This window comes from Staphylococcus haemolyticus, assembly GCF_006094395.1.
GTDB lineage: Bacteria > Bacillota > Bacilli > Staphylococcales > Staphylococcaceae > Staphylococcus > Staphylococcus haemolyticus.
The window spans coordinates 1,782,774-1,802,127 of the sequence record NZ_CP035291.1 but is presented as its reverse complement, the minus strand read 5'-3'; the positions used below and the strand labels follow the sequence as shown (position 1 = coordinate 1,802,127).

At 31.9% G+C, this 19,354-nt stretch carries 17 protein-coding genes; 11 read left to right on the top strand and 6 right to left on the bottom strand.

The window, feature by feature from the left end; translation table 11 throughout:
• The first annotated feature begins 11 nt into the window (after positions 1–11).
• From EQ029_RS08695 to auxB, 5 genes are all read left to right on the top strand, one after another.
• A complete protein-coding gene (locus tag EQ029_RS08695; RefSeq protein ID WP_011276129.1) occupies positions 12–1,106 on the top strand; it encodes an ABC transporter ATP-binding protein in 1,095 nt (364 codons plus the stop codon).
• The gene (locus tag EQ029_RS08690) at positions 1,099–1,902 is read left to right on the top strand and encodes an ABC transporter permease (RefSeq protein WP_037535609.1); all 804 of its coding nucleotides are present in this window, start codon (positions 1,099–1,101) and stop codon (positions 1,900–1,902) included. The genes EQ029_RS08695 and EQ029_RS08690 overlap by 8 nt, the downstream gene beginning before the upstream one ends.
• Positions 1,903–1,907: 5 nt before the next feature.
• A complete protein-coding gene (locus EQ029_RS08685; RefSeq protein ID WP_046464736.1) occupies positions 1,908–2,720 on the top strand; it encodes an ABC transporter permease in 813 nt (270 codons plus the stop codon).
• Entirely contained in the window at positions 2,717–3,790 is a 1,074-nt protein-coding gene (locus EQ029_RS08680) for an ABC transporter substrate-binding protein (protein ID WP_037557927.1), read from the top strand. The genes EQ029_RS08685 and EQ029_RS08680 overlap by 4 nt, the downstream gene beginning before the upstream one ends.
• 72 nt (positions 3,791–3,862) lie before the next feature.
• Positions 3,863–5,065 (top strand): lipoteichoic acid stability factor AuxB, encoded by a 1,203-nt coding sequence (gene auxB, locus EQ029_RS08675; protein ID WP_046464737.1) that lies wholly within the window; start codon positions 3,863–3,865, stop codon positions 5,063–5,065.
• A 108-nt stretch (positions 5,066–5,173) separates the two neighbouring features.
• On the opposite strand, the gene EQ029_RS08670 is transcribed toward auxB, so the two are convergent.
• Entirely contained in the window at positions 5,174–6,490 is a 1,317-nt protein-coding gene (locus tag EQ029_RS08670; RefSeq protein ID WP_011275929.1) for an ISL3 family transposase, read from the bottom strand.
• Positions 6,491–6,702: 212 nt separating this feature from the next.
• Here EQ029_RS08670 and EQ029_RS08665 point away from each other — a divergent pair, with 212 nt between their 5' ends.
• Positions 6,703–7,188 carry a DUF4064 domain-containing protein gene (locus EQ029_RS08665; RefSeq protein ID WP_011276124.1) on the top strand — a complete coding sequence of 162 codons (486 nt, stop codon included), beginning with the start codon at positions 6,703–6,705 and terminating at the stop codon, positions 7,186–7,188.
• Between the two features lie 57 nt (positions 7,189–7,245).
• Here EQ029_RS08665 and EQ029_RS08660 read toward each other — a convergent pair whose 3' ends face one another.
• A complete protein-coding gene (locus EQ029_RS08660) occupies positions 7,246–8,586 on the bottom strand; it encodes an Nramp family divalent metal transporter (RefSeq protein WP_011276123.1) in 1,341 nt (446 codons plus the stop codon).
• A gap of 350 nt (positions 8,587–8,936) precedes the next feature.
• Positions 8,937–9,548, bottom strand: a complete 612-nt coding sequence (locus EQ029_RS08655; protein ID WP_011276122.1) for a YktB family protein — start codon at positions 9,546–9,548, stop codon at positions 8,937–8,939.
• Positions 9,549–9,727: 179 nt separating this feature from the next.
• Between EQ029_RS08655 and EQ029_RS08650 the strand changes: the two genes are divergently transcribed.
• Positions 9,728–10,543 carry an inositol monophosphatase family protein gene (locus tag EQ029_RS08650; protein WP_011276121.1) on the top strand — a complete coding sequence of 272 codons (816 nt, stop codon included), beginning with the start codon at positions 9,728–9,730 and terminating at the stop codon, positions 10,541–10,543.
• A 71-nt stretch (positions 10,544–10,614) separates the two neighbouring features.
• Here EQ029_RS08650 and EQ029_RS08645 read toward each other — a convergent pair whose 3' ends face one another.
• Positions 10,615–10,806, bottom strand: coding sequence for a DUF5325 family protein (locus EQ029_RS08645; protein ID WP_011276120.1), 192 nt, complete (start codon positions 10,804–10,806; stop codon positions 10,615–10,617).
• Between the two features lie 97 nt (positions 10,807–10,903).
• Here EQ029_RS08645 and typA point away from each other — a divergent pair, with 97 nt between their 5' ends.
• On the top strand, positions 10,904–12,748 hold the full coding sequence (gene typA, locus EQ029_RS08640) for a translational GTPase TypA (RefSeq protein ID WP_011276119.1): 1,845 nt from the start codon (positions 10,904–10,906) through the stop codon (positions 12,746–12,748).
• 119 nt (positions 12,749–12,867) lie between these two features.
• Here typA and EQ029_RS08635 read toward each other — a convergent pair whose 3' ends face one another.
• Complete coding sequence (locus tag EQ029_RS08635; RefSeq protein WP_011276118.1) at positions 12,868–13,059, bottom strand: YlaI family protein; 192 nt, start codon at positions 13,057–13,059, stop codon at positions 12,868–12,870.
• Position 13,060: 1 nt separating this feature from the next.
• Entirely contained in the window at positions 13,061–13,546 is a 486-nt protein-coding gene (locus EQ029_RS08630; protein WP_011276117.1) for a hypothetical protein, read from the bottom strand.
• A 140-nt stretch (positions 13,547–13,686) separates the two neighbouring features.
• Between EQ029_RS08630 and EQ029_RS08625 the strand changes: the two genes are divergently transcribed.
• The 3 genes from EQ029_RS08625 to EQ029_RS08615 all read left to right on the top strand — a co-directional run bounded on the left by EQ029_RS08625 (position 13,687) and on the right by EQ029_RS08615 (position 19,313).
• Positions 13,687–13,965, top strand: coding sequence for an Fpa/YlaN family protein (locus EQ029_RS08625; protein WP_011276116.1), 279 nt, complete (start codon positions 13,687–13,689; stop codon positions 13,963–13,965).
• Positions 13,966–14,290: 325 nt separating this feature from the next.
• On the top strand, positions 14,291–15,517 hold the full coding sequence (ftsW, locus tag EQ029_RS08620) for a cell division peptidoglycan polymerase FtsW (protein WP_011276115.1): 1,227 nt from the start codon (positions 14,291–14,293) through the stop codon (positions 15,515–15,517).
• A 346-nt stretch (positions 15,518–15,863) separates the two neighbouring features.
• Positions 15,864–19,313, top strand: a complete 3,450-nt coding sequence (locus EQ029_RS08615; protein ID WP_037557933.1) for a pyruvate carboxylase — start codon at positions 15,864–15,866, stop codon at positions 19,311–19,313.
• The last annotated feature ends 41 nt before the right edge of the window (positions 19,314–19,354 follow it).

Sequence of the window (19,354 nt, the reverse complement as noted above, 5' to 3'; positions counted from 1 at the left end):
GGAGTATAGTAATGGAGCCATTGTTATCTTTTAAAGGTGTGACAAAAGGTTTTGACGATGTAACGATATTAAACAAAATGGATTTAGAGATTGAGTCAGGACATTTTTATACATTACTAGGTCCTTCAGGTTGTGGTAAAACCACAATTTTAAAACTTATAGCTGGGTTCGAACAACCAGATGATGGAGATATTATATATTTAAATAAATCAATAGGTGAATTACCTGCAAATAAAAGAAAGGTAAATACTGTTTTCCAAGATTATGCTTTATTTCCGCATTTGAATGTTTATGACAATATTGCTTTTGGTTTAAAGTTGAAAAAGCATTCCAAAAAAGATATTGATAAAAAAGTAATAGATGCATTAAAACTAGTGAAATTATCAGGGTATGAACAACGAAATATTAATGAAATGAGTGGCGGTCAAAAGCAACGCGTTGCTATCGCAAGAGCAATAGTTAATGAGCCAGAAATTTTATTATTAGATGAATCTCTATCTGCTTTGGATTTAAAATTAAGAACTGAAATGCAGTATGAATTACGTGAATTACAAAAACGTTTAGGAATTACCTTCATATTTGTTACTCACGATCAAGAAGAAGCATTAGCGCTCAGTGATTACATATTTGTTATGAAAGATGGTAAAATTCAACAATTTGGTACACCTACAGATATTTATGATGAACCGGTCAATCGTTTTGTAGCTGATTTTATAGGTGAATCCAATATTGTTGAGGGTAAAATGGTTGAGGATTTCGTAGTAAATATATATGGTCAAGATTTTGAATGTGTAGATGCTGGTATACCTTCAGGCAAAAATGTCGAAGTCGTCATTAGACCTGAAGATATTTCATTAATAGAAGCAGACAAAGGGTTATTTAAAGCTACTGTTGATTCAATGCTATTTAGAGGCGTTCATTATGAAATTTGTTGCATTGATAGAAAAGGATATGAATGGGTCATACAGACAACTAAAAAAGCAGAAGTTGGAAGCGAAGTAGGACTCTATTTTGACCCTGAGGCAATACACATCATGGTTCCAGGTGAAACAGAAGAGGAATTTGATAAACGTATTGAAAGTTATGAGGAGTTTGACAATGCGTAATATAAATAAAGTACTAATCATTCCATATTTATTATGGATGGTGTTATTCATAATAGTGCCGGTTATTTTACTTGTGTATTTCTCATTCACTGATTTAAATGGTCATTTTAGTTTGACAAACTATGAACAAATATTATCAATGAAATATTTAAAAATGATGTGGGATTCGATTTTTTATGCAGCATTAATTACTATAATCACTCTATTAATTAGCTACCCTGCTGCTTATTTTATTCGTTCGTCAAAAAATCAAAATATGTGGTTGCTCATTTTAATTATTCCGACTTGGATAAATCTATTACTTAAAACATATGCTTTTATTGGTTTACTAAGCCATGAGGGGTTAATAAATAGATTTCTAAATTTTATTCATTTACCTTCGGCTAATCTATTATTTACACCGGGTGCATTTTTATTAGTAGCAAGCTATATTTATATACCATTTATGATTTTACCTATATTTAATAGTATGAAAGCTATCCCAAATAATTTGTTACAAGCTTCTAGTGACTTAGGGGCTAGTCCATTTACTACATTTAGAAAAGTTATCGTACCTCTAACTAAAGAAGGTGTCATGACAGGCATTCAAGTAACTTTTATTCCAGCATTATCGCTATTCATGATTACAAGATTAATTGCAGGTAATAAAGTTATCAATATTGGTACATCGATTGAAGAACAATTCCTAGTTATTCAGAATTACGGTATGGGTTCTACAATCGCCATATTCTTGATTGTATTTATGGCATTTATTTTAATCATTACTAAATCGAAATCTACGGACGAAAGAAGGTGAATTAAATGAAGTGGTATGGAAAATTATATATTGGCATTTTATTAGCTATATTATATATTCCGATATTTTTCCTTATGTTTTATTCATTTAATTCAGCGGGAAATATGATTCATTTTGAGCATTTTACTTTGGAACATTACCAAAGTCTATTTCAGAATGATCGTCTGATGTCTGTAATTTTTAATACTGTAGCAGTTGCGCTATTAGCAGCTGCAATTTCAACCATAATAGGAACATTTGGTGCCATTTCATTATATTATTTAAGAAATAAAAAATTTAAAGTAACATTATTAACGCTTAATAATGTGCTAATGGTTTCGTCTGATGTAGTTATTGGGGCCTCTTTTTTAATTATGTTTACAGCAATAGGGCATTTAACTGGTTTAGGTCTAGGTTTTGGAACAGTGTTAGCGTCGCATATTGCATTTTGTATTCCTATCGTAGTTATCGTAGTGTTACCACAGTTAAATGAAATGAATAATAATATTTTAAATGCTGCACGTGATTTAGGTGCTACGGAATCACAAATATTTGGACGTGTATTAATACCTAATTTAATGCCTTCAATTATAGGTGGATTCTTTATGGCGCTAACATACTCATTAGATGATTTTACAGTAAGTTTCTTTGTAACCGGTAATGGTTTTAGTGTATTATCTGTAGAAGTTTACGCTATGGCACGTAAAGGTATTAGTATGGAAATAAATGCAATTTCAACTATTTTATTTGCAGCTATTGTATTAGGAATTGTTGGTTATTATGCAATACAACGTACAGTTAAGAGACGACAATTAACTAAGCGAGGTGTAAATCAGTGAAGCAATTTTTACAGTTAATATTAGGTGCAATTGTCGTTGGATTAATATGCTTAGGTATAAGTCACTGGTTTAAATCGCAGGATAATACTGGTACTGGTGAAAAGATATACGTGTATAATTGGGGAGAATATATAGACCCCGCTTTAATTAAACAATTTGAGAAAGAAACTGGTATTCAAGTTATATATGAAACGTTTGATTCTAATGAGGCCATGGAAGCTAAAATTCGAAATGGTGGAACCCATTATGATGTGGCATTTCCTAGTGAATATACCGTTCAGAAATTGAAGCGTGAAAATTTATTGGAACCACTAGATCATAGTAAAATTCCAAATATAAAAAATTTAGATTCTGATTACATGAACATGTCATATGATAGACATAATAAGTATTCACTACCTTATTTCTTTGGTACTGTAGGCATCTTATATAATAAAAAGGTTTACCCAAATGAAGACTTTAGTAGTTGGCAAGCATTATATCAGCCTAAATATAAAAATGACATTTTATTAGTTGATGGTGCACGAGAAATTATGGGATTAGCTTTGAACAAATTAGGATATAGTTTAAATGATACAAATCCAAGTCATTTAAAAGAAGCAGAGAAAGATTTGAATCACCTTACACCACAAGTTCGTGGCGTTGTTGGAGACGAAGTCACAATGATGCTTGAACAAAATGAGGGAAATATTGCAGTAGTATGGAGTGGTGTTGCAGCTCCTTTAGTGCAAGATAGTAATAAATATAATTATGTTATTCCAAAAGAAGGATCTAACCTATGGTTTGATAATATGGTTATTCCTAAAACCGCCCAGAATAAAGAAGGGGCTTATAAATTTATGAATTTCCTTCTTGATGCTAAAAATAATAAACAAAATACAGAATGGGTCGGATATGCTACACCAAATAAAGCGGCTCGTCAGTTATTACCTAAAGAAGTTAGAGATGATCATCGTTTTTATCCTACCCAAAAAGAGCAATCACGATTAGAAGTCTACAAAGATTTAGGTCCTAAAACTTTGGGAGAATATAACGAAAGTTTCTTAAACTTTAAAATGTCTTTAAAATAGACTATAAATAGTAGTTATTTTATAATGAATTAGATATAATTATTTGATAAGTAAAATAAGGAGTTGTAATACATGTCAGGAGAACGTTACACGCAAATCAAACGGCCTGTGAGTCGTCTGACTGAAAAACTTTTAGGTTGGTTTAGTTGGATTTTCTTACTTATATTGACGGTTATTACAATGTTTATTGCACTCGTGTCATTTAGTAATGATACATCAATTCAAAATCTTGAAAACTCAATGAATAGTAATGAACTAATTCAGCAAATTTTAACAAATAATAGTTTAAATACAACACAATTTGTAATTTGGTTACAAAATGGTGTATGGGCAATTATAGTTTATTTCATAGTGTGTTTGCTTATTTCATTTTTAGCACTTATATCTATGAATATGAGAATACTTTCTGGATTCTTGTTTTTAATTGCCTCAATTATTACATTGCCATTAGTTTTATTTTTCGTAACATTAATTATTCCTATTTTCTTCTTTATTATTGCAATCATGATGTTTGCAAGGAAGAGCAAGGTCGAGACAGTACCTATGTATGGTCCATCACATGGTTATGAAAATCAATATTATCCTAGAGATGAATATGATGATCGATATTATGGATCTAATAGAAATATTAATGATGACTATGATTACGACGATCATAATCAATATAATGATTATGATGAAGACTATGTTGAATCACCACCTAAAACCAAAAAATCTGAACGTCGTACACGTCGTAAAAAACCTTATTACAATGATGATATCGATAGTAATTATCGAGATAACAACTACGATGAAACAACGATTCGTAAAGATGAAGAGCAAGATTTAGCAACTGATACTGAGGAAGATAAATATAATCAATATCCAAAACGTGCAATTACTGGAGAGTATCAATCGGATGCTGATGATGTTGAAGCAACGGGAGTACTCTCTAGACAGGCTAAATACAACAAAAAAGCGAATAAAAAATCACAATTTGATAACACTAGTGATGAAGAGTCTTACGATTTTGCTGAAAATGTAGTAGATACTGAGCCAAAAGTTGATAAAAGAGAAGAAAAAGCACAACGTAAGAGAGAAAAAGCTGAACTTAAAGCTAAGAAAAAAGAAAAGCGCAAAGCTTATAATCAACGTATGAAAGAGCGTCGTAAAAATCAACCAAGTGCTGTTAGTCAACGTCGTATGAACTATGAAGAACGTAAACAAATCTTGAATAAAGATGATATCGAATCAGAGAAAGACGTCAATAACCAAGAAGAAGATAATAAAAACTAATATACACTTAAAACGGTTAACCATATATGGCTTAACCGTTTTTGTGTCAATATCCACAATTTAATTCGGCTCTATGTCAAATCGGACTGATGAGTCCTAATATTGAGATTAAGCAACCTTAGGTTGTTTAATCTCTTTTTTTGTTGTTGAGGCAAATAGTCGCGAAGTTATAATAATTCTATTACGTAAATTATCATAATTTCTATAACCAAAAGATACCCTTTTAATGAGTTTGATTTTATTATTAATTCCTTCTAACGGACCGTTGGTCAGGTTAGAATATGTCATAGTATTTTCAATGAAAGTTGCTAATCGTCTTAAAGTTCTAATGACTGGGCGTAATTTAGGACACACATCTGAAAGATGAATAGAAAAGAGTTTATGATTAAATTTCTCTATTTGGTTTTCTTTTAAAAATCGTCTTAGCTCATGAACGTAGTGATATGTATTATATAATTCTTCATCTACATCTAATAAGTAATTTACAATGCCTTTTTCAGTTTTCCACTCTTTAAATAAATGGACTTTACGATAATTAAATGCCTCTAGCGTTTCAAAAGGTTTAAGAAATAATTTCCAATAACTTTTATATTTATTATAAAGCGGTCTATTTGAGGCCCTATAACAATTCATTACATGAACTCTAGACATATTTAACGCTCGATTTAAGGATTGAACAATATGAAAACGATCAATAATAATCTTCGCGTTAGGAAATAATTGCTTGATTAGCGACATATATGGTTCATACATATCAATCGTTACTGTTTTGACTTTTTGTCTTAGTTTCAAAGAATAGCGATAAAAATGATCTTTTAACGATTTTAACTTACGATCCGCTACCACATCTACGATGCGGTGCGATACAGCATCTGCATAAATAAAGCTCATTTTCCCAGTTACATTTTTAACACTTTTAAATTCGTCCATCATTAAGTGTTCAGGTAAAGCATCAAAAGAAGACTGACCTACGTCGCTTGCCGCTTGATTAATCACTCTAGACACAGTCATTGATGATATTAAGCATGACTTAGCGATAGATTTTTGAGAGCGGCATTCTTGTGCTTTATTTAAAACTGCAAGTTTTGTTTTATTTGAAATAAAGCAATGAGCGTCGACAATATTAGATTTAGCAGTAAAATGACTATCGCATGTTTTACAATAAAATCTTTGTTTTTGAAGATTTAAATAAGCGGGCATTTCCATAATTTTAAGCAAAGTAATCGTTGAGGTTTTCTTACCATTTTTTACTATAGAGAAATTATCATTTTTAGCTAAACAATTTTCACAATATGTAGGTTGATAAGTGAGCTCGGCATAATAAAACAGGCTCATTCGTCCTTTATATTTTTTCTCAATCACTTCGTCTGAAAAATTGATATTTTTATCTTTAATTCTTAATGTTTTTAATATAGACTTACACATAGGCGCATTACCTTTCTTTTTTATTTTGTTTGGTAGCTAATAATTATAGAGGTAATTGCGCCTTTTTTCTATTCAAAAACATAAAAATTGGACTGATGAATTTTGTCATCAGTCCAATTTATTATAGAACCTTTAATTCATGAAGTTAGTCGCAAATAGATTACAATTTTAGTATGATTTAATTAAATACTTTAATAATGGAGGCTAAGAAAGTGAGTAGAAAAGTAGAGTTAATTCTTGGATGGATTGCTTGTGGTTTAAGTATTATTTATTTAATTATGTCATCACTATCTTACTTTATGGTTAGAAATAACAATAATACTGAACAATATCAACAAATGCTAAAACAATTTGGAAATCAAGATGTTAAAGTTACACCTGAAATGGTCAACTTTGCTATGGCTTTTTCTATGGGAACATTAATCTTTTCAACGTTGTTAGGCATTATTGGTATGTTAATCATTAAAGGTCGTCCTATTTTAGCAGGTTGTCTTTTAATTGTCGCAGCATTAGTAGGTATATTTAATATGAGTTTAATTGCAGGAATATTGTGGATTGTTGTAGCAATCATGCTATTTGTTAAAAAGGATCCTAATCAACCAAAACAAAAACCTAAATCAACAAAAGTAAAAATGGATGAATGGCAAACTGAAAAATCATATAATGAACGTAAGAAAGATGATCCATATATTTATTAAAATATAAAACTAAAATCTAACGACTTAGTATTTATAATGCTAAATCGTTAGATTTTTTTATAATTCTTTAAAGGTTTCTATTATTAGATAAATGTTGAGGAAACTCAGTATGATGATTAAACCCCAAGCGCATATGTTAACCCACTTTTTATTTTTAAACGGACCCATTAATTTTTCATTACTTGTGGCTAATTGCAGAGGTATTAATGAGAAAGGTAGTGCAATACTTAAGAACACTTGTGAAAATACTAGCAATTGTTCCATTTTAGACTCATTGCCCCGGAAAATAACAAGACATAGTAAAACAGGAATGACAGCCAAACTCCTTGTGACTAAGCGTCTCATCCAATTTGGTATAGAAAGTTTTAAGAACCCTTCCATAACTATTTGACCTGCGAGTGTACCAGTGATTGTTGAATTTTGACCAGATGCTAATAATGCTATTGCGAATAGTGTACTCATTATACTTCCCATTACAACACCCAACACAGGTTGTGTTCTTAAAGCTTGATATAAATCATAGAAACCACCTATGTTATTTGAATTGACGCCATAAAATAAAGCTGCCCCTAGAACAAGTAGTAAGCAATTTACAATAAATGCGATACTTAATTGAATATTAGAATCAATTGTTGCGAATTTAATCGCTTGAGCTTTTTCAGTAAAGCTATGGCGATTATACTTACGTGATTGCACGATTGATGAGTGCAAATATAAATTATGAGGCATAATTGTAGCGCCAATAATGCCTAATGCAATATACAAGATACTATGATTAGCAATAATTTGATAATGTGGAACAAATCCGTTAAGTATTTCAATTAAATTTGGAGATGAAATGTAAACTTCAAATACAAAAATCATTAGTACAGTAAAGATTAAAGTACCGACGATTGCTTCAATCTTTCTAAAACCAAATTTCATTATAAAAAGTAATAAAAATACGTCAAAAACTGTTATTAAAGCACCTATGATTAAAGGAATATTAAAAAGTAAATCCAAAGCAATCGCGCTTCCGATTACTTCAGCAATATCAGTGGCAATGATTGCAAGTTCAGCAATCACCCAAAATATAATTGCAGTTGGTTTGTTTAAATAGTGACGAGTCATTTGTGCTAAATCTTTATCAGTAGCGATACCTAAACGAACAGTCATACTTTGTAACAACATTGCTGATAAGCTAGATATTAAAATTACAAATAATAAAGTATAACCAAATTGTGCGCCACCTTGCATTGATGTAATCCAATTTCCTGGATCCATATAACCAACCGCTACAAGTAAACCTGGTCCTAGAAAAGCTAAAAATTTCTGACTAGTACGTTGCGAGTCATTAAATTCGATTGTGCTATTAATTTCATCTAAACTACGTTGTTCTTTGTTGTCTATTACACCCATGAAAAAACTCCTTAAACTAATTTATTTTATAATAATCCAACTTTATTTTTAGGTCAACCTAATAAAATTGGACGTAAAAAAAGAGAGTAGGACAGAAATAATATTTTCAAAATTTATTTCGTTGTACCCCCAACTCGCTTAGCTTGTAGAATTTCTTTAGGAAATTCTTTTTGCTGTGGCCCCGCCCACCAGGCAAGGATGACTAGAATTAAAAAAGCTTGTTACAAGTGCATTTTTAAATCAGTCAACTACTGCCAATATATATTTATAGCCTGAGTCATTGAATTATTGGCCCAGGCTTTTACTAAGGTAAACATAGTTTACAACTCATATTGAATTAAATGTTTTATTTATTCATAGAATTTTAAAAATTCATCAAAAGTTTCTTTTACAAAAGATAGAAAGGCTTTATCAGATTTTAATTCAGCATCTTTAGGAGAGAGGGAGCGTGCAACGAAAAACTCTCCTTTCTTAACATTCTTAACACGATCAATTGCTTTATGTAATTCATCGTCACTTAAATCTTTAATGTAGGATTTTTCAGGTTTCATGTGGTCTAAACTCACTTGATAATCCTCAGGCAATTGTTTGAGCACATCAAAGTGTTTATCAAACACTTTTACACGTTCAGCTTTATCTTTACCTTCATGCATAACACCGAACATTAAAAACAAATGGTCTTTAAATAAACCAATTTGGAAATGAGGTAGCATCTTATATCCACGTTTATTTGGAGCAAAAGCTACCCATGTATCTACAGGGGGATTTACACTTCTACGAGCATGTTTTGCAACATGTGCATAAAAAGTTTCTCCAGTTTGAGAAGTGAAATATTCACTAAAATAATCTCCTAATTGATTAAGTTGAGGTCTTACATATTCATTTAATGCTTCCATTCGAGCATCTAAGCCTTCAACTTCAAACGCTTTGAAATCTTTAGGTTTAAATGTATATTGTGTCATTAGCGTTGCTCCTTTTCAGAATAATTAATTTAAAGTTATTGTAGCACAGAATGACTCAATCATTCCAAAAGCAAAATTAAGGTTTCAAGCGTTTAAACTCACAATTATAAGGTATACAATGATGTATAGATTATATTGCCAGAAATTCTGTATAATAGAAGACAACAGGAGATGATGATATGTCACTATATGAATTTGCACAAGGTTTAATACTAGAAGCGGGCAACAAAGTTAGAATAATGATGAAAGAAGATTTAAGTATTGAAACGAAATCGAACCCAAACGACTTAGTAACAAATGTTGATAAAGCAACTGAAAACTATATATACGATGCAATTTTAAGAAGTTATCCTGATCATCGCGTCATTGGTGAGGAAGGACATGGACATCATATGGAAGACATCAATGGTGTGGTATGGGTTGTTGATCCAATTGATGGAACTTTAAATTTTGTTCATCAACAAGAGGGCTTTGCGATTTCCATAGGTATTTATCGAGATGGCAAGCCATATGCAGGTTTAGTTTATGATGTAATGAAGGATGTACTATACCATGCTAAAGTTGGCGAAGGTGCTTTTGAAAACAATCATGAATTAAAAACCATTGATAACACGCAACTTAACCAAAGTTTAATAGGAATTAATCCAAACTGGGTTACTAAGCCAAAAATGGGCCCCATTTTTTCAGAAATTGTAAACCAAGCAAGAAGTTGTAGAGCTTTTGGAAGTGCGGCGTTAGAAATCATAAGTGTAGCTAGAGGGCAATTGGCTGCATATATTACACCGCGATTGCAACCATGGGATTTTGCAGGTGGTTTGATTATTTTAAATGAAGTTGGTGGAATTGGAAGTAATTTAATGGGGGAACCACTCACTATTGAAAGTGCTAATTCTATTTTAGTTGGAAATAAAGCAACGCATAATGAGATTCTAGAAAATTATTTAAATCCTCATAATGAAGTATTAACAGAGTTACATCAACGTTTTAGAAAATAAAAAATGTCTCGGTCAGTCAACTTTGAAAGGTGAATTTCTTCCAAATTTTACTACCGAGACATTTTTCTATATTAAAGCCAGTTATTTTCACGATATTTCTTTTTAAGCGTGAAACCAGCGCCAAAAGTTGCAATGAAAAGTATAAATGTTAAAATCATCATTGGAATACTACCAGCTCCAACGCTGAAACTAAAAAGCACTAAAAATATTACTGCTATAATAGATAGCACCCAAAATATACCTTTAGACTTAGGTTTTTCCATCCCATACCCCACCTTTTTGTTATCTTTTACTAATAATATGATATAATAAAAAAGTTGTAATTAAAAGTGGGAGTTTACTCGAGAAAGGAATAATAAAATGACTAATAGAAGAGAAGATGTACGTAATATTGCAATCATTGCGCACGTTGACCATGGTAAAACTACTTTAGTAGATGAATTACTAAAACAATCTGGAATTTTCAGAGAGAACGAACATGTTGACGAAAGAGCAATGGACTCTAATGACTTAGAAAGAGAACGTGGTATTACAATTCTTGCTAAAAATACTGCTATTGACTATAAAGGTACAAGAATTAACATCTTAGACACACCTGGACATGCTGACTTTGGTGGCGAAGTTGAACGTATTATGAAAATGGTTGACGGTGTTGTACTTGTTGTAGATGCTTACGAGGGAACAATGCCTCAAACACGTTTCGTACTAAAAAAAGCATTAGAACAAGATTTAAAACCCGTTGTAGTAGTAAATAAAATTGACAAACCATCAGCTAGACCTGAAGGGGTAGTAGATGAAGTTTTAGATTTATTTATCGAATTAGAAGCGAATGATGAACAATTAGACTTCCCAGTAGTATATGCATCAGCTGTCAATGGTACTGCTAGTCTTGATTCAGAGAAACAAGATGAAAACATGCAATCATTATATGAAACAATCATAGATTATGTTCCAGCGCCATTAGATAATCATGATGAACCATTACAATTCCAAGTAGCATTATTAGACTATAATGATTATGTAGGACGTATTGGTGTAGGACGCGTATTTAGAGGTAAAATGCGTGTCGGTGATAACGTGTCACTTATTAAATTAGACGGTACAGTTAAGAATTTCCGTGTGACTAAGATCTTCGGTTATTTTGGATTGAAACGTGAAGAGATCGAAGAAGCACAAGCTGGTGATTTAATTGCGGTTTCAGGAATGGAAGATATTAACGTAGGTGAAACAGTTACACCTACAGACCACCAAGAAGCTCTCCCTGTATTACGTATTGATGAACCAACTCTTGAAATGACATTCAAAGTAAATAATTCACCATTTGCAGGACGTGAGGGTGATTATGTCACTGCACGTCAAATCCAAGAACGTCTAGATCAACAACTTGAAACAGACGTTTCATTAAAAGTTACGCCAACTGATTCTCCTGATACATGGGTAGTTGCAGGTCGTGGTGAGTTACATTTATCTATCTTAATTGAGAATATGAGACGTGAAGGTTTTGAACTTCAAGTATCTAAGCCACAAGTTATTTTACGTGAAATTGACGGTGTTCTAAGTGAACCTTTCGAACGTGTTCAATGTGAAGTGCCTTCTGAAAATGCAGGTTCAGTAATTGAATCATTAGGTGCACGTAAAGGTGAAATGTTAGACATGTCGACTACTGATAACGGATTAACGCGTTTAATCTTTATGGTACCTGCACGTGGTATGATTGGATACACAACTGAATTTATGTCTATGACTCGTGGATATGGTATTATCAACCATACATTCGAAGAGTTCAGACCTCGTGTTAAAGCACAAATTGGAGGTAGACGTAATGGTGCGCTTATCTCAATGGACCAAGGTCAAGCAACTGCATACGCTATCATCAATTTAGAAGATCGTGGTGTTAACTTCATGGAGCCAGGTACTGAAGTGTACGAAGGTATGATTGTTGGTGAACATAATCGTGAAAATGATTTAACTGTTAATATTACTAAAGCGAAACATCAAACAAACGTACGTTCAGCAACTAAAGATCAAACACAAACTATGAACCGACCAAGAATTCTTACGCTTGAAGAAGCTTTAGAATATATTAATGATGATGAACTAGTAGAGGTTACTCCTCAAAGTATTCGTTTAAGAAAGAAAATCTTAAATAAATCATTACGTGAAAAAGAAGCTAAACGTGTTAAACAAATGATGCAAGATGAGTAATTAAAGTTTATAACGTAAAATATAGTTTGAAACATTAAATTTGAAAGCCAGTAAATGAGATTTTGTCATTTCATTTACTGGCTTTTTTGAGTAAAACCTAATTAAATTTACTAAAATAATTACAATTCTTCACTCTTAATAAAGTTAAACGGTTGGTGTTTGTTAAGACGTTGTTTTGGTCTATCTAAACGACTTTTACAATCATCGCACATAAAAGTTCTTATAGGATTATTTCGAAGTCGTTTGGCTTCAACCGTATTTTCATCAATTAAAACCTTTGTATCACAAATGATACACTGAACTTCACGCAAATTAGATCACCTCTATATGCGTAACATACTTAAATTCATGTGAGTATCCTTTTTTATCTGGGTTAAAAACAAAGCTGTCTACTGCATTATCATCATACATACGCTTTCCATCTTTCGCAAATTGGAAAAATAGATAAGGTAATAATTCTATTGGAACTTCAATTGAGGACTCATCATTAAATAATTTTATCGCAGTAGCATTGTCTTTTGGTTCTGTAATTTTAAAGAAAGGTGTCATATTGATTGCAAATGAATCTTCTAATACAGAACGCTTACGATATTTTATCTCTGAGTTTAAAGTAGGTGGATTCGTTTGACCTTCAAGAATCGCTCTATTCCATTCGCGATTATCTTCGAATCTAATTGGTTTCGTTCCTTCAAACACACCACTTTCAATGTCTTCAATTTTTACTTTTCTATCATCGAATATCCAAGTTGTACTATCTAAAGTGATAGGGAACTTGACTAAGCCTTTGATTTGAATCATTTTTTGCCCACTCCCTAATTTCGTTCTAGTCATTATTTTATCACAATTAAATTCTTGTATTCACTGAATAAACTTGCTTTTTAAAAAGTAGTAAGATAAACTTTTGATATGAAGATATTTAATGATAGGGGGAGTATGTGATGCCGAAGCAATCGAAGATGAGTAACGTGGCTTATGAGCAATTAAATCAAGATGCTGATAGAATCTTACATTTAATTAAAGTTCAAATGGATAATTTAACTTTACCTTCATGCCCGTTATATGAAGAAGTTCTCGACACACAAATGTTTGGTTTACAAAAAGAAGTTGATTTTGCAGTTAAGCTTGGCTTAGTTGATAAAGAAGACGGCAAAAATTTAATGCTTCGTTTAGAAAAAGAATTATCTAAACTTCATGAAGCATTTACTAATGTAAAATAACTATCGATTAAATATATAAGTAAAGTTTATTTATTTACTTTTCGTTTATAAATTTGAGTTATTTGTAATATTAATTACATACAAATTATCTCACCATTGTGACTGAAATATTATGTTTATAATATTTTCAGTCATTTTATATTTTAAGCATTATTATCATATTAAGTTTAGAAATATTGAAAGTAATGAGTAGATTTAAATTTAGTTTATATTTGTTAAACGATGAGCACAAAGTATATAATAGTTTAGACAGAAAATTTGGTTTAAAACGTAATTTTTATTAACCATTATAATTTTAAAATTCTAGAATTGGATGATCATTTTTATGAGTAATTTAAAAAATATATTTAGATACATAGGTAGAACTGCTAAGTTCATCGATTATCCATTATTAATTACATACGTTGTTTTATGTCTTTTCGGTTTAATCATGGTTTATAGTGCGAGTATGGTTGCTGCAACTAAAGGGACGTTAACAGGTGGACTTGAAGTATCTGGCACGTATTTTTATAATAGACAACTCATTTACGTTATTATGAGTTTTATTGTCGTATTTTTTATCGCTTTTATGTTGAATATTAAAATATTACAACAACCCAATATTCAAAAATGGATTATGATTATAATCTTCATATTACTATTTTTAACACTTATTATAGGTAAAAATATTAACGGATCTAAAAGTTGGATAAATCTTGGATTTATGAACTTACAAGCATCGGAATTATTGAAAATTGCATTCATATTGTATATTTCATATGTAATAAGTAGAAAATTACCGCAAGTAAGAGAGAAAATTAAAGTAATTGCTGCGCCACTATTTTTAATAGGCGTATGCTTATTTTTAGTATTATTGCAAGGTGATATTGGTCAAACGTTGTTAATCATGATTATTATTGTTTCAATGTTTATTTTTGCAGGTATCGGTGTCCAAAAATTAGTAAGAGGACCGGTTTTGCTTATTGCAGGAAGTTTCATCGCGATTGCATCGCTCTTTATTGTAAGTGGAATGATGCCACATTATTTAAAAGCGCGTTTTAGTACATTAATGAACCCATTTAGTTCAGAAGCCGGTACAGGTTATCATTTAACTAACTCATTGATGGCAATTGGTAATGGTGGATTATTTGGTCGTGGTTTAGGCAATGGAATTATGAAACTTGGTTATTTACCAGAAGCACATACTGACTTTATATTTGCAGTCATTTGTGAGGAACTTGGTTTAGTAGGTGGATTATTCGTCATTTGCTTATTATTCTTCATAGTTTATCGTGCTTTCGTATTAGCTACTAAAACACCATCATATTTCTATAAATTAATTTGTGTAGGCGTTGCTAGTTATATTGGCAGTCAGACTTTTGTCAATTTAGGTGGTATTTCAGCAACGATTCCATTAACTGGTGTACCTCTACCATTTATAAGTTTTGGTGGTTCATCTATGTTGAGTTTAAGTATCGCAATGGGTCTTCTATTATTAGTCGCAAAACAAATAAAAATTGATGAAAAACGATCACAAAAAGCTAGAAAACAAAAACTAGGTATAACTAGATAATCTCTTAAATAAGGATGATAACCTTTACGTGAAATAAAGCTTGATTTCATGTAAAGGTTTTTTACATTTTTATGAAAATATAATATACAACGTCATTGTAAGTGGAGTATTATCATTTAAAATGATAATATAAAGTTATAACTAATGATAATTTTTAGTGATTACCACAGAAATATTTATTTTTAATAGTTTATTAATACGGAAATCATTTTCATTCATTTTAGTTACTTTACAAAGTTTATAACAACTATTTAATAAATAAATATAGCTTTATTATTTGAGTTAGTATAAAATTTTATTATCTAATTAGTTAGAATATTCAAACTTTAAAAGGGGAGTGCCTTTTTTGAAAAATATAAAAAAATTATTAGTAGCTAATCGTGGCGAAATTGCAATTAGAATTTTTAGGGCAGCAACAGAATTAAATATTAAAACAGTGGCAATATACTCAAATGAAGATAAAAACGCTTTGCATAGATATAAAGCAGACGAATCTTATTTAGTAGGAAAGGATTTGGGGCCAGCCGAAAGTTATCTAAACATTGAACGTATTATAGATGTGGCTAAACGAGCTGGTGTAGATGCCATTCATCCTGGTTATGGTTTTTTAAGTGAAAATAAACAATTTGCACAACGTTGTGATGAAGAAGGAATTAAATTCATTGGTCCGCATATAGAACATTTAGATATGTTTGGAGATAAAGTCAAAGCTAGAACAACTGCAATAAATGCTAAATTGCCTGTTATTCCCGGTACAGATGGACCGATTGAAAACTTTGAAGCAGCAAAAGCCTTTGCTCAAGAAGCTGGCTTTCCTTTAATGATTAAAGCTACGAGTGGTGGTGGCGGTAAAGGGATGCGTATCGTACGTGAAGAAGGAGAATTAGAAGACGCATTCCATCGAGCTAAATCTGAAGCCGAAAAGTCATTTGGTAATAGTGAAGTATATATTGAAAGATACATAGATAATCCCAAACATATTGAAGTACAAATTATTGGGGATGAATATGGTAATATTGTTCACTTATATGAACGTGATTGTTCGGTGCAACGTCGTCATCAAAAGGTAGTGGAAGTAGCTCCTTCAGTTGGCTTATCAAAAGAATTACGAGAACGAATTTGTGATGCAGCATTACAATTAATGAATAATATCAGATATGTTAACGCAGGTACGGTAGAATTCTTAGTATCAGGGGATGAGTTCTTCTTTATTGAAGTTAATCCTCGGGTTCAAGTAGAACATACAATAACTGAAATGATTACTGGTATAGATATTGTTAAAACTCAAATTTTAGTTGCTGATGGTGCTAACTTATTTGATGAACGCGTTTCTATGCCACAACAAGAAGAAATTCAAACATTAGGTTATGCAATTCAATGTCGTATAACAACTGAAGATCCATCTAATGACTTTATGCCAGATTCAGGTACTATTATCGCTTATCGATCTAGTGGTGGTTTTGGTGTACGTTTAGATGCTGGTGACGGTTTCCAAGGTGCAGAAATATCTCCTTATTATGATTCACTATTGGTTAAGTTATCAACACATGCGGTTACATTTAAACAAGCTGAAGAAAAGATGGAACGCTCTCTTCGTGAAATGCGTATACGTGGTGTGAAAACTAATATTCCGTTTCTGATTAATGTGATGCGTAATGATCAATTCCGCAGTGGGGATTATACGACTAAATTTATAGAAGAAACACCCGAATTATTTAATATTGCACCGACTCTAGATCGTGGTACTAAAACGTTAGAATATATCGGTAATGTAACGATTAACGGTTTTCCTAATGTTGAAAAAAGACTCAAACCTGATTATGAATCGACAGCTATACCACAAGTGCCACATAGTAAAATTAATACCTTGAACGGAACGAAACAGCTGCTAGATAGTAAAGGACCTAAAGCAGTAGCCGATTGGGTACGAGAGCAAAACGACGTATTGGTTACTGATACTACTTTTCGTGATGCACACCAATCACTCTTAGCAACTCGCGTTCGTACTAAGGATATGATGAATATTGCTTCTAAAACTGCTGAAGTGTTTAAAGATAGTTTTTCTTTAGAAATGTGGGGAGGCGCAACATTTGATGTCGCTTACAACTTTTTAAAAGAAAATCCATGGGAACGACTTGAAAGATTACGTAAAGCAATTCCCAATATTTTATTCCAAATGTTATTACGTGCTTCAAATGCAGTTGGCTATAAAAATTATGCTGATAATGTGATTGAAAAGTTCGTGAAAGAAAGTGCGAATGCAGGCGTAGATGTCTTTAGAATTTTCGACTCACTTAACTGGGTAGATCAAATGAAAGTTGCAAATGAAGCGGTTCAAAATGCAGGTAAGATTTCTGAAGGTGCAATCTGTTATACCGGTGATATATTAAATCCTGAACGTTCAAATGTATTTACACTTGAATACTATGTAAAATTAGCAAAAGAACTTGAACGTGAAGGGTTCCATATCTTAGCTATTAAAGACATGGCAGGATTGTTAAAACCTAAAGCAGCATATGAACTTATCGGAGAATTAAAATCTGCGATAAATTTACCGATACATTTACACACACACGATACAAGTGGAAATGGTCTACTTATCTATAAAGAAGCGATAGATGCAGGTGTAGATATCATTGATACAGCTGTTGCTTCAATGAGTGGTTTAACAAGTCAACCTAGCGCCAATTCGTTGTATTATGGATTAAATGGTTTTAATCGAAATCTAAGAGCAGATATTGAAGGATTAGAAGAACTCAGTCACTATTGGAGTACTGTGCGTCCATACTACAGTGACTTTGAAAGTGACATTAAGTCTCCTAATACCGAAATTTATCATCATGAAATGCCTGGAGGACAATATTCAAATTTAGGACAACAAGCAAAAAGTTTAGGTTTAGGTGAACGTTTCCACGAGGTCAAAGATATGTATCGTCGTGTTAATTTCTTATTTGGCGATATCGTAAAAGTAACGCCATCATCTAAAGTTGTAGGAGATATGGCCCTTTATATGGTTCAAAATGACTTGGATGAGCAATCAGTCATCAAAGAGGGCCATAAGTTAGATTTCCCTGAATCGGTTGTATCTTATTTCAAAGGTGATATAGGTCAGCCAGTCAATGGCTTTAATAAGGAATTGCAAGATGTCATCCTCAAAGGTCAACAACCACTAACAGAACGTCCAGGTGAGTATTTAGATCCTGTGAATTTTGATGAAATCAGACAAGAACTTGAAGCAAAAGATTATGGTGAAGTGACTGAACAAGATGTAATCAGTTATGTATTATATCCAAAAGTATTTGATCAGTTTATGCAAACAAAACAACAATATGGTGACTTATCATTATTAGATACACCAACGTTCTTCTTCGGTATGCGTAATGGTGAAACAGTTGAAATAGAGATTGATACTGGTAAACGATTAATTATTAAACTTGAAACAATTAGTGAGCCGGATGAAAATGGTTATCGAACAATTTATTATGTTATGAATGGTCAAGCACGTCGTATTTCTATAAAAGATGAAAATATTAAAACAAATACGAACTTGAAACCTAAAGCTGACAAATCAAATCCTAGTCATATTGGTGCTCAAATGCCTGGTTCGGTAACTGAAGTTAAAGTTACAGTTGGTGAAGAAGTAAAAGTAAACCAACCTTTATTAATTACAGAAGCGATGAAGATGGAGACAACGATTCAAGCACCATTCAATGGAACTATAAAACAAGTAACGGTTGTAAATGGCGATGCGATTGCAACAGGGGACTTACTTATTGAAATTGAAAAAGCAGATTAAAATCAAAATTCATTTTAAAAAATAAGCTAATTAATAGATTT

What these genes read in the sequence shown, in the direction of transcription:
- EQ029_RS08695 (WP_011276129.1), top strand. Translation starts at nt 12, where the DNA reads ATGGAGCCATTGTTATCTTTTAAAGGTGTGACAAAAGGTTTTGACGAT.
- EQ029_RS08690 (WP_037535609.1), top strand. Translation starts at nt 1,099, where the DNA reads ATGCGTAATATAAATAAAGTACTAATCATTCCATATTTATTATGGATG.
- EQ029_RS08685 (WP_046464736.1), top strand. Translation starts at nt 1,908, where the DNA reads ATGAAGTGGTATGGAAAATTATATATTGGCATTTTATTAGCTATATTA.
- auxB (WP_046464737.1), top strand. Translation starts at nt 3,863, where the DNA reads ATGTCAGGAGAACGTTACACGCAAATCAAACGGCCTGTGAGTCGTCTG.
- EQ029_RS08670 (WP_011275929.1), bottom strand. Translation starts at nt 6,490, where the DNA reads ATGTGTAAGTCTATATTAAAAACATTAAGAATTAAAGATAAAAATATC.
- EQ029_RS08660 (WP_011276123.1), bottom strand. Translation starts at nt 8,586, where the DNA reads ATGGGTGTAATAGACAACAAAGAACAACGTAGTTTAGATGAAATTAAT.
- EQ029_RS08655 (WP_011276122.1), bottom strand. Translation starts at nt 9,548, where the DNA reads ATGACACAATATACATTTAAACCTAAAGATTTCAAAGCGTTTGAAGTT.
- EQ029_RS08650 (WP_011276121.1), top strand. Translation starts at nt 9,728, where the DNA reads ATGTCACTATATGAATTTGCACAAGGTTTAATACTAGAAGCGGGCAAC.
- EQ029_RS08645 (WP_011276120.1), bottom strand. Translation starts at nt 10,806, where the DNA reads ATGGAAAAACCTAAGTCTAAAGGTATATTTTGGGTGCTATCTATTATA.
- typA (WP_011276119.1), top strand. Translation starts at nt 10,904, where the DNA reads ATGACTAATAGAAGAGAAGATGTACGTAATATTGCAATCATTGCGCAC.
- EQ029_RS08630 (WP_011276117.1), bottom strand. Translation starts at nt 13,546, where the DNA reads ATGATTCAAATCAAAGGCTTAGTCAAGTTCCCTATCACTTTAGATAGT.
- EQ029_RS08625 (WP_011276116.1), top strand. Translation starts at nt 13,687, where the DNA reads ATGCCGAAGCAATCGAAGATGAGTAACGTGGCTTATGAGCAATTAAAT.
- ftsW (WP_011276115.1), top strand. Translation starts at nt 14,291, where the DNA reads ATGAGTAATTTAAAAAATATATTTAGATACATAGGTAGAACTGCTAAG.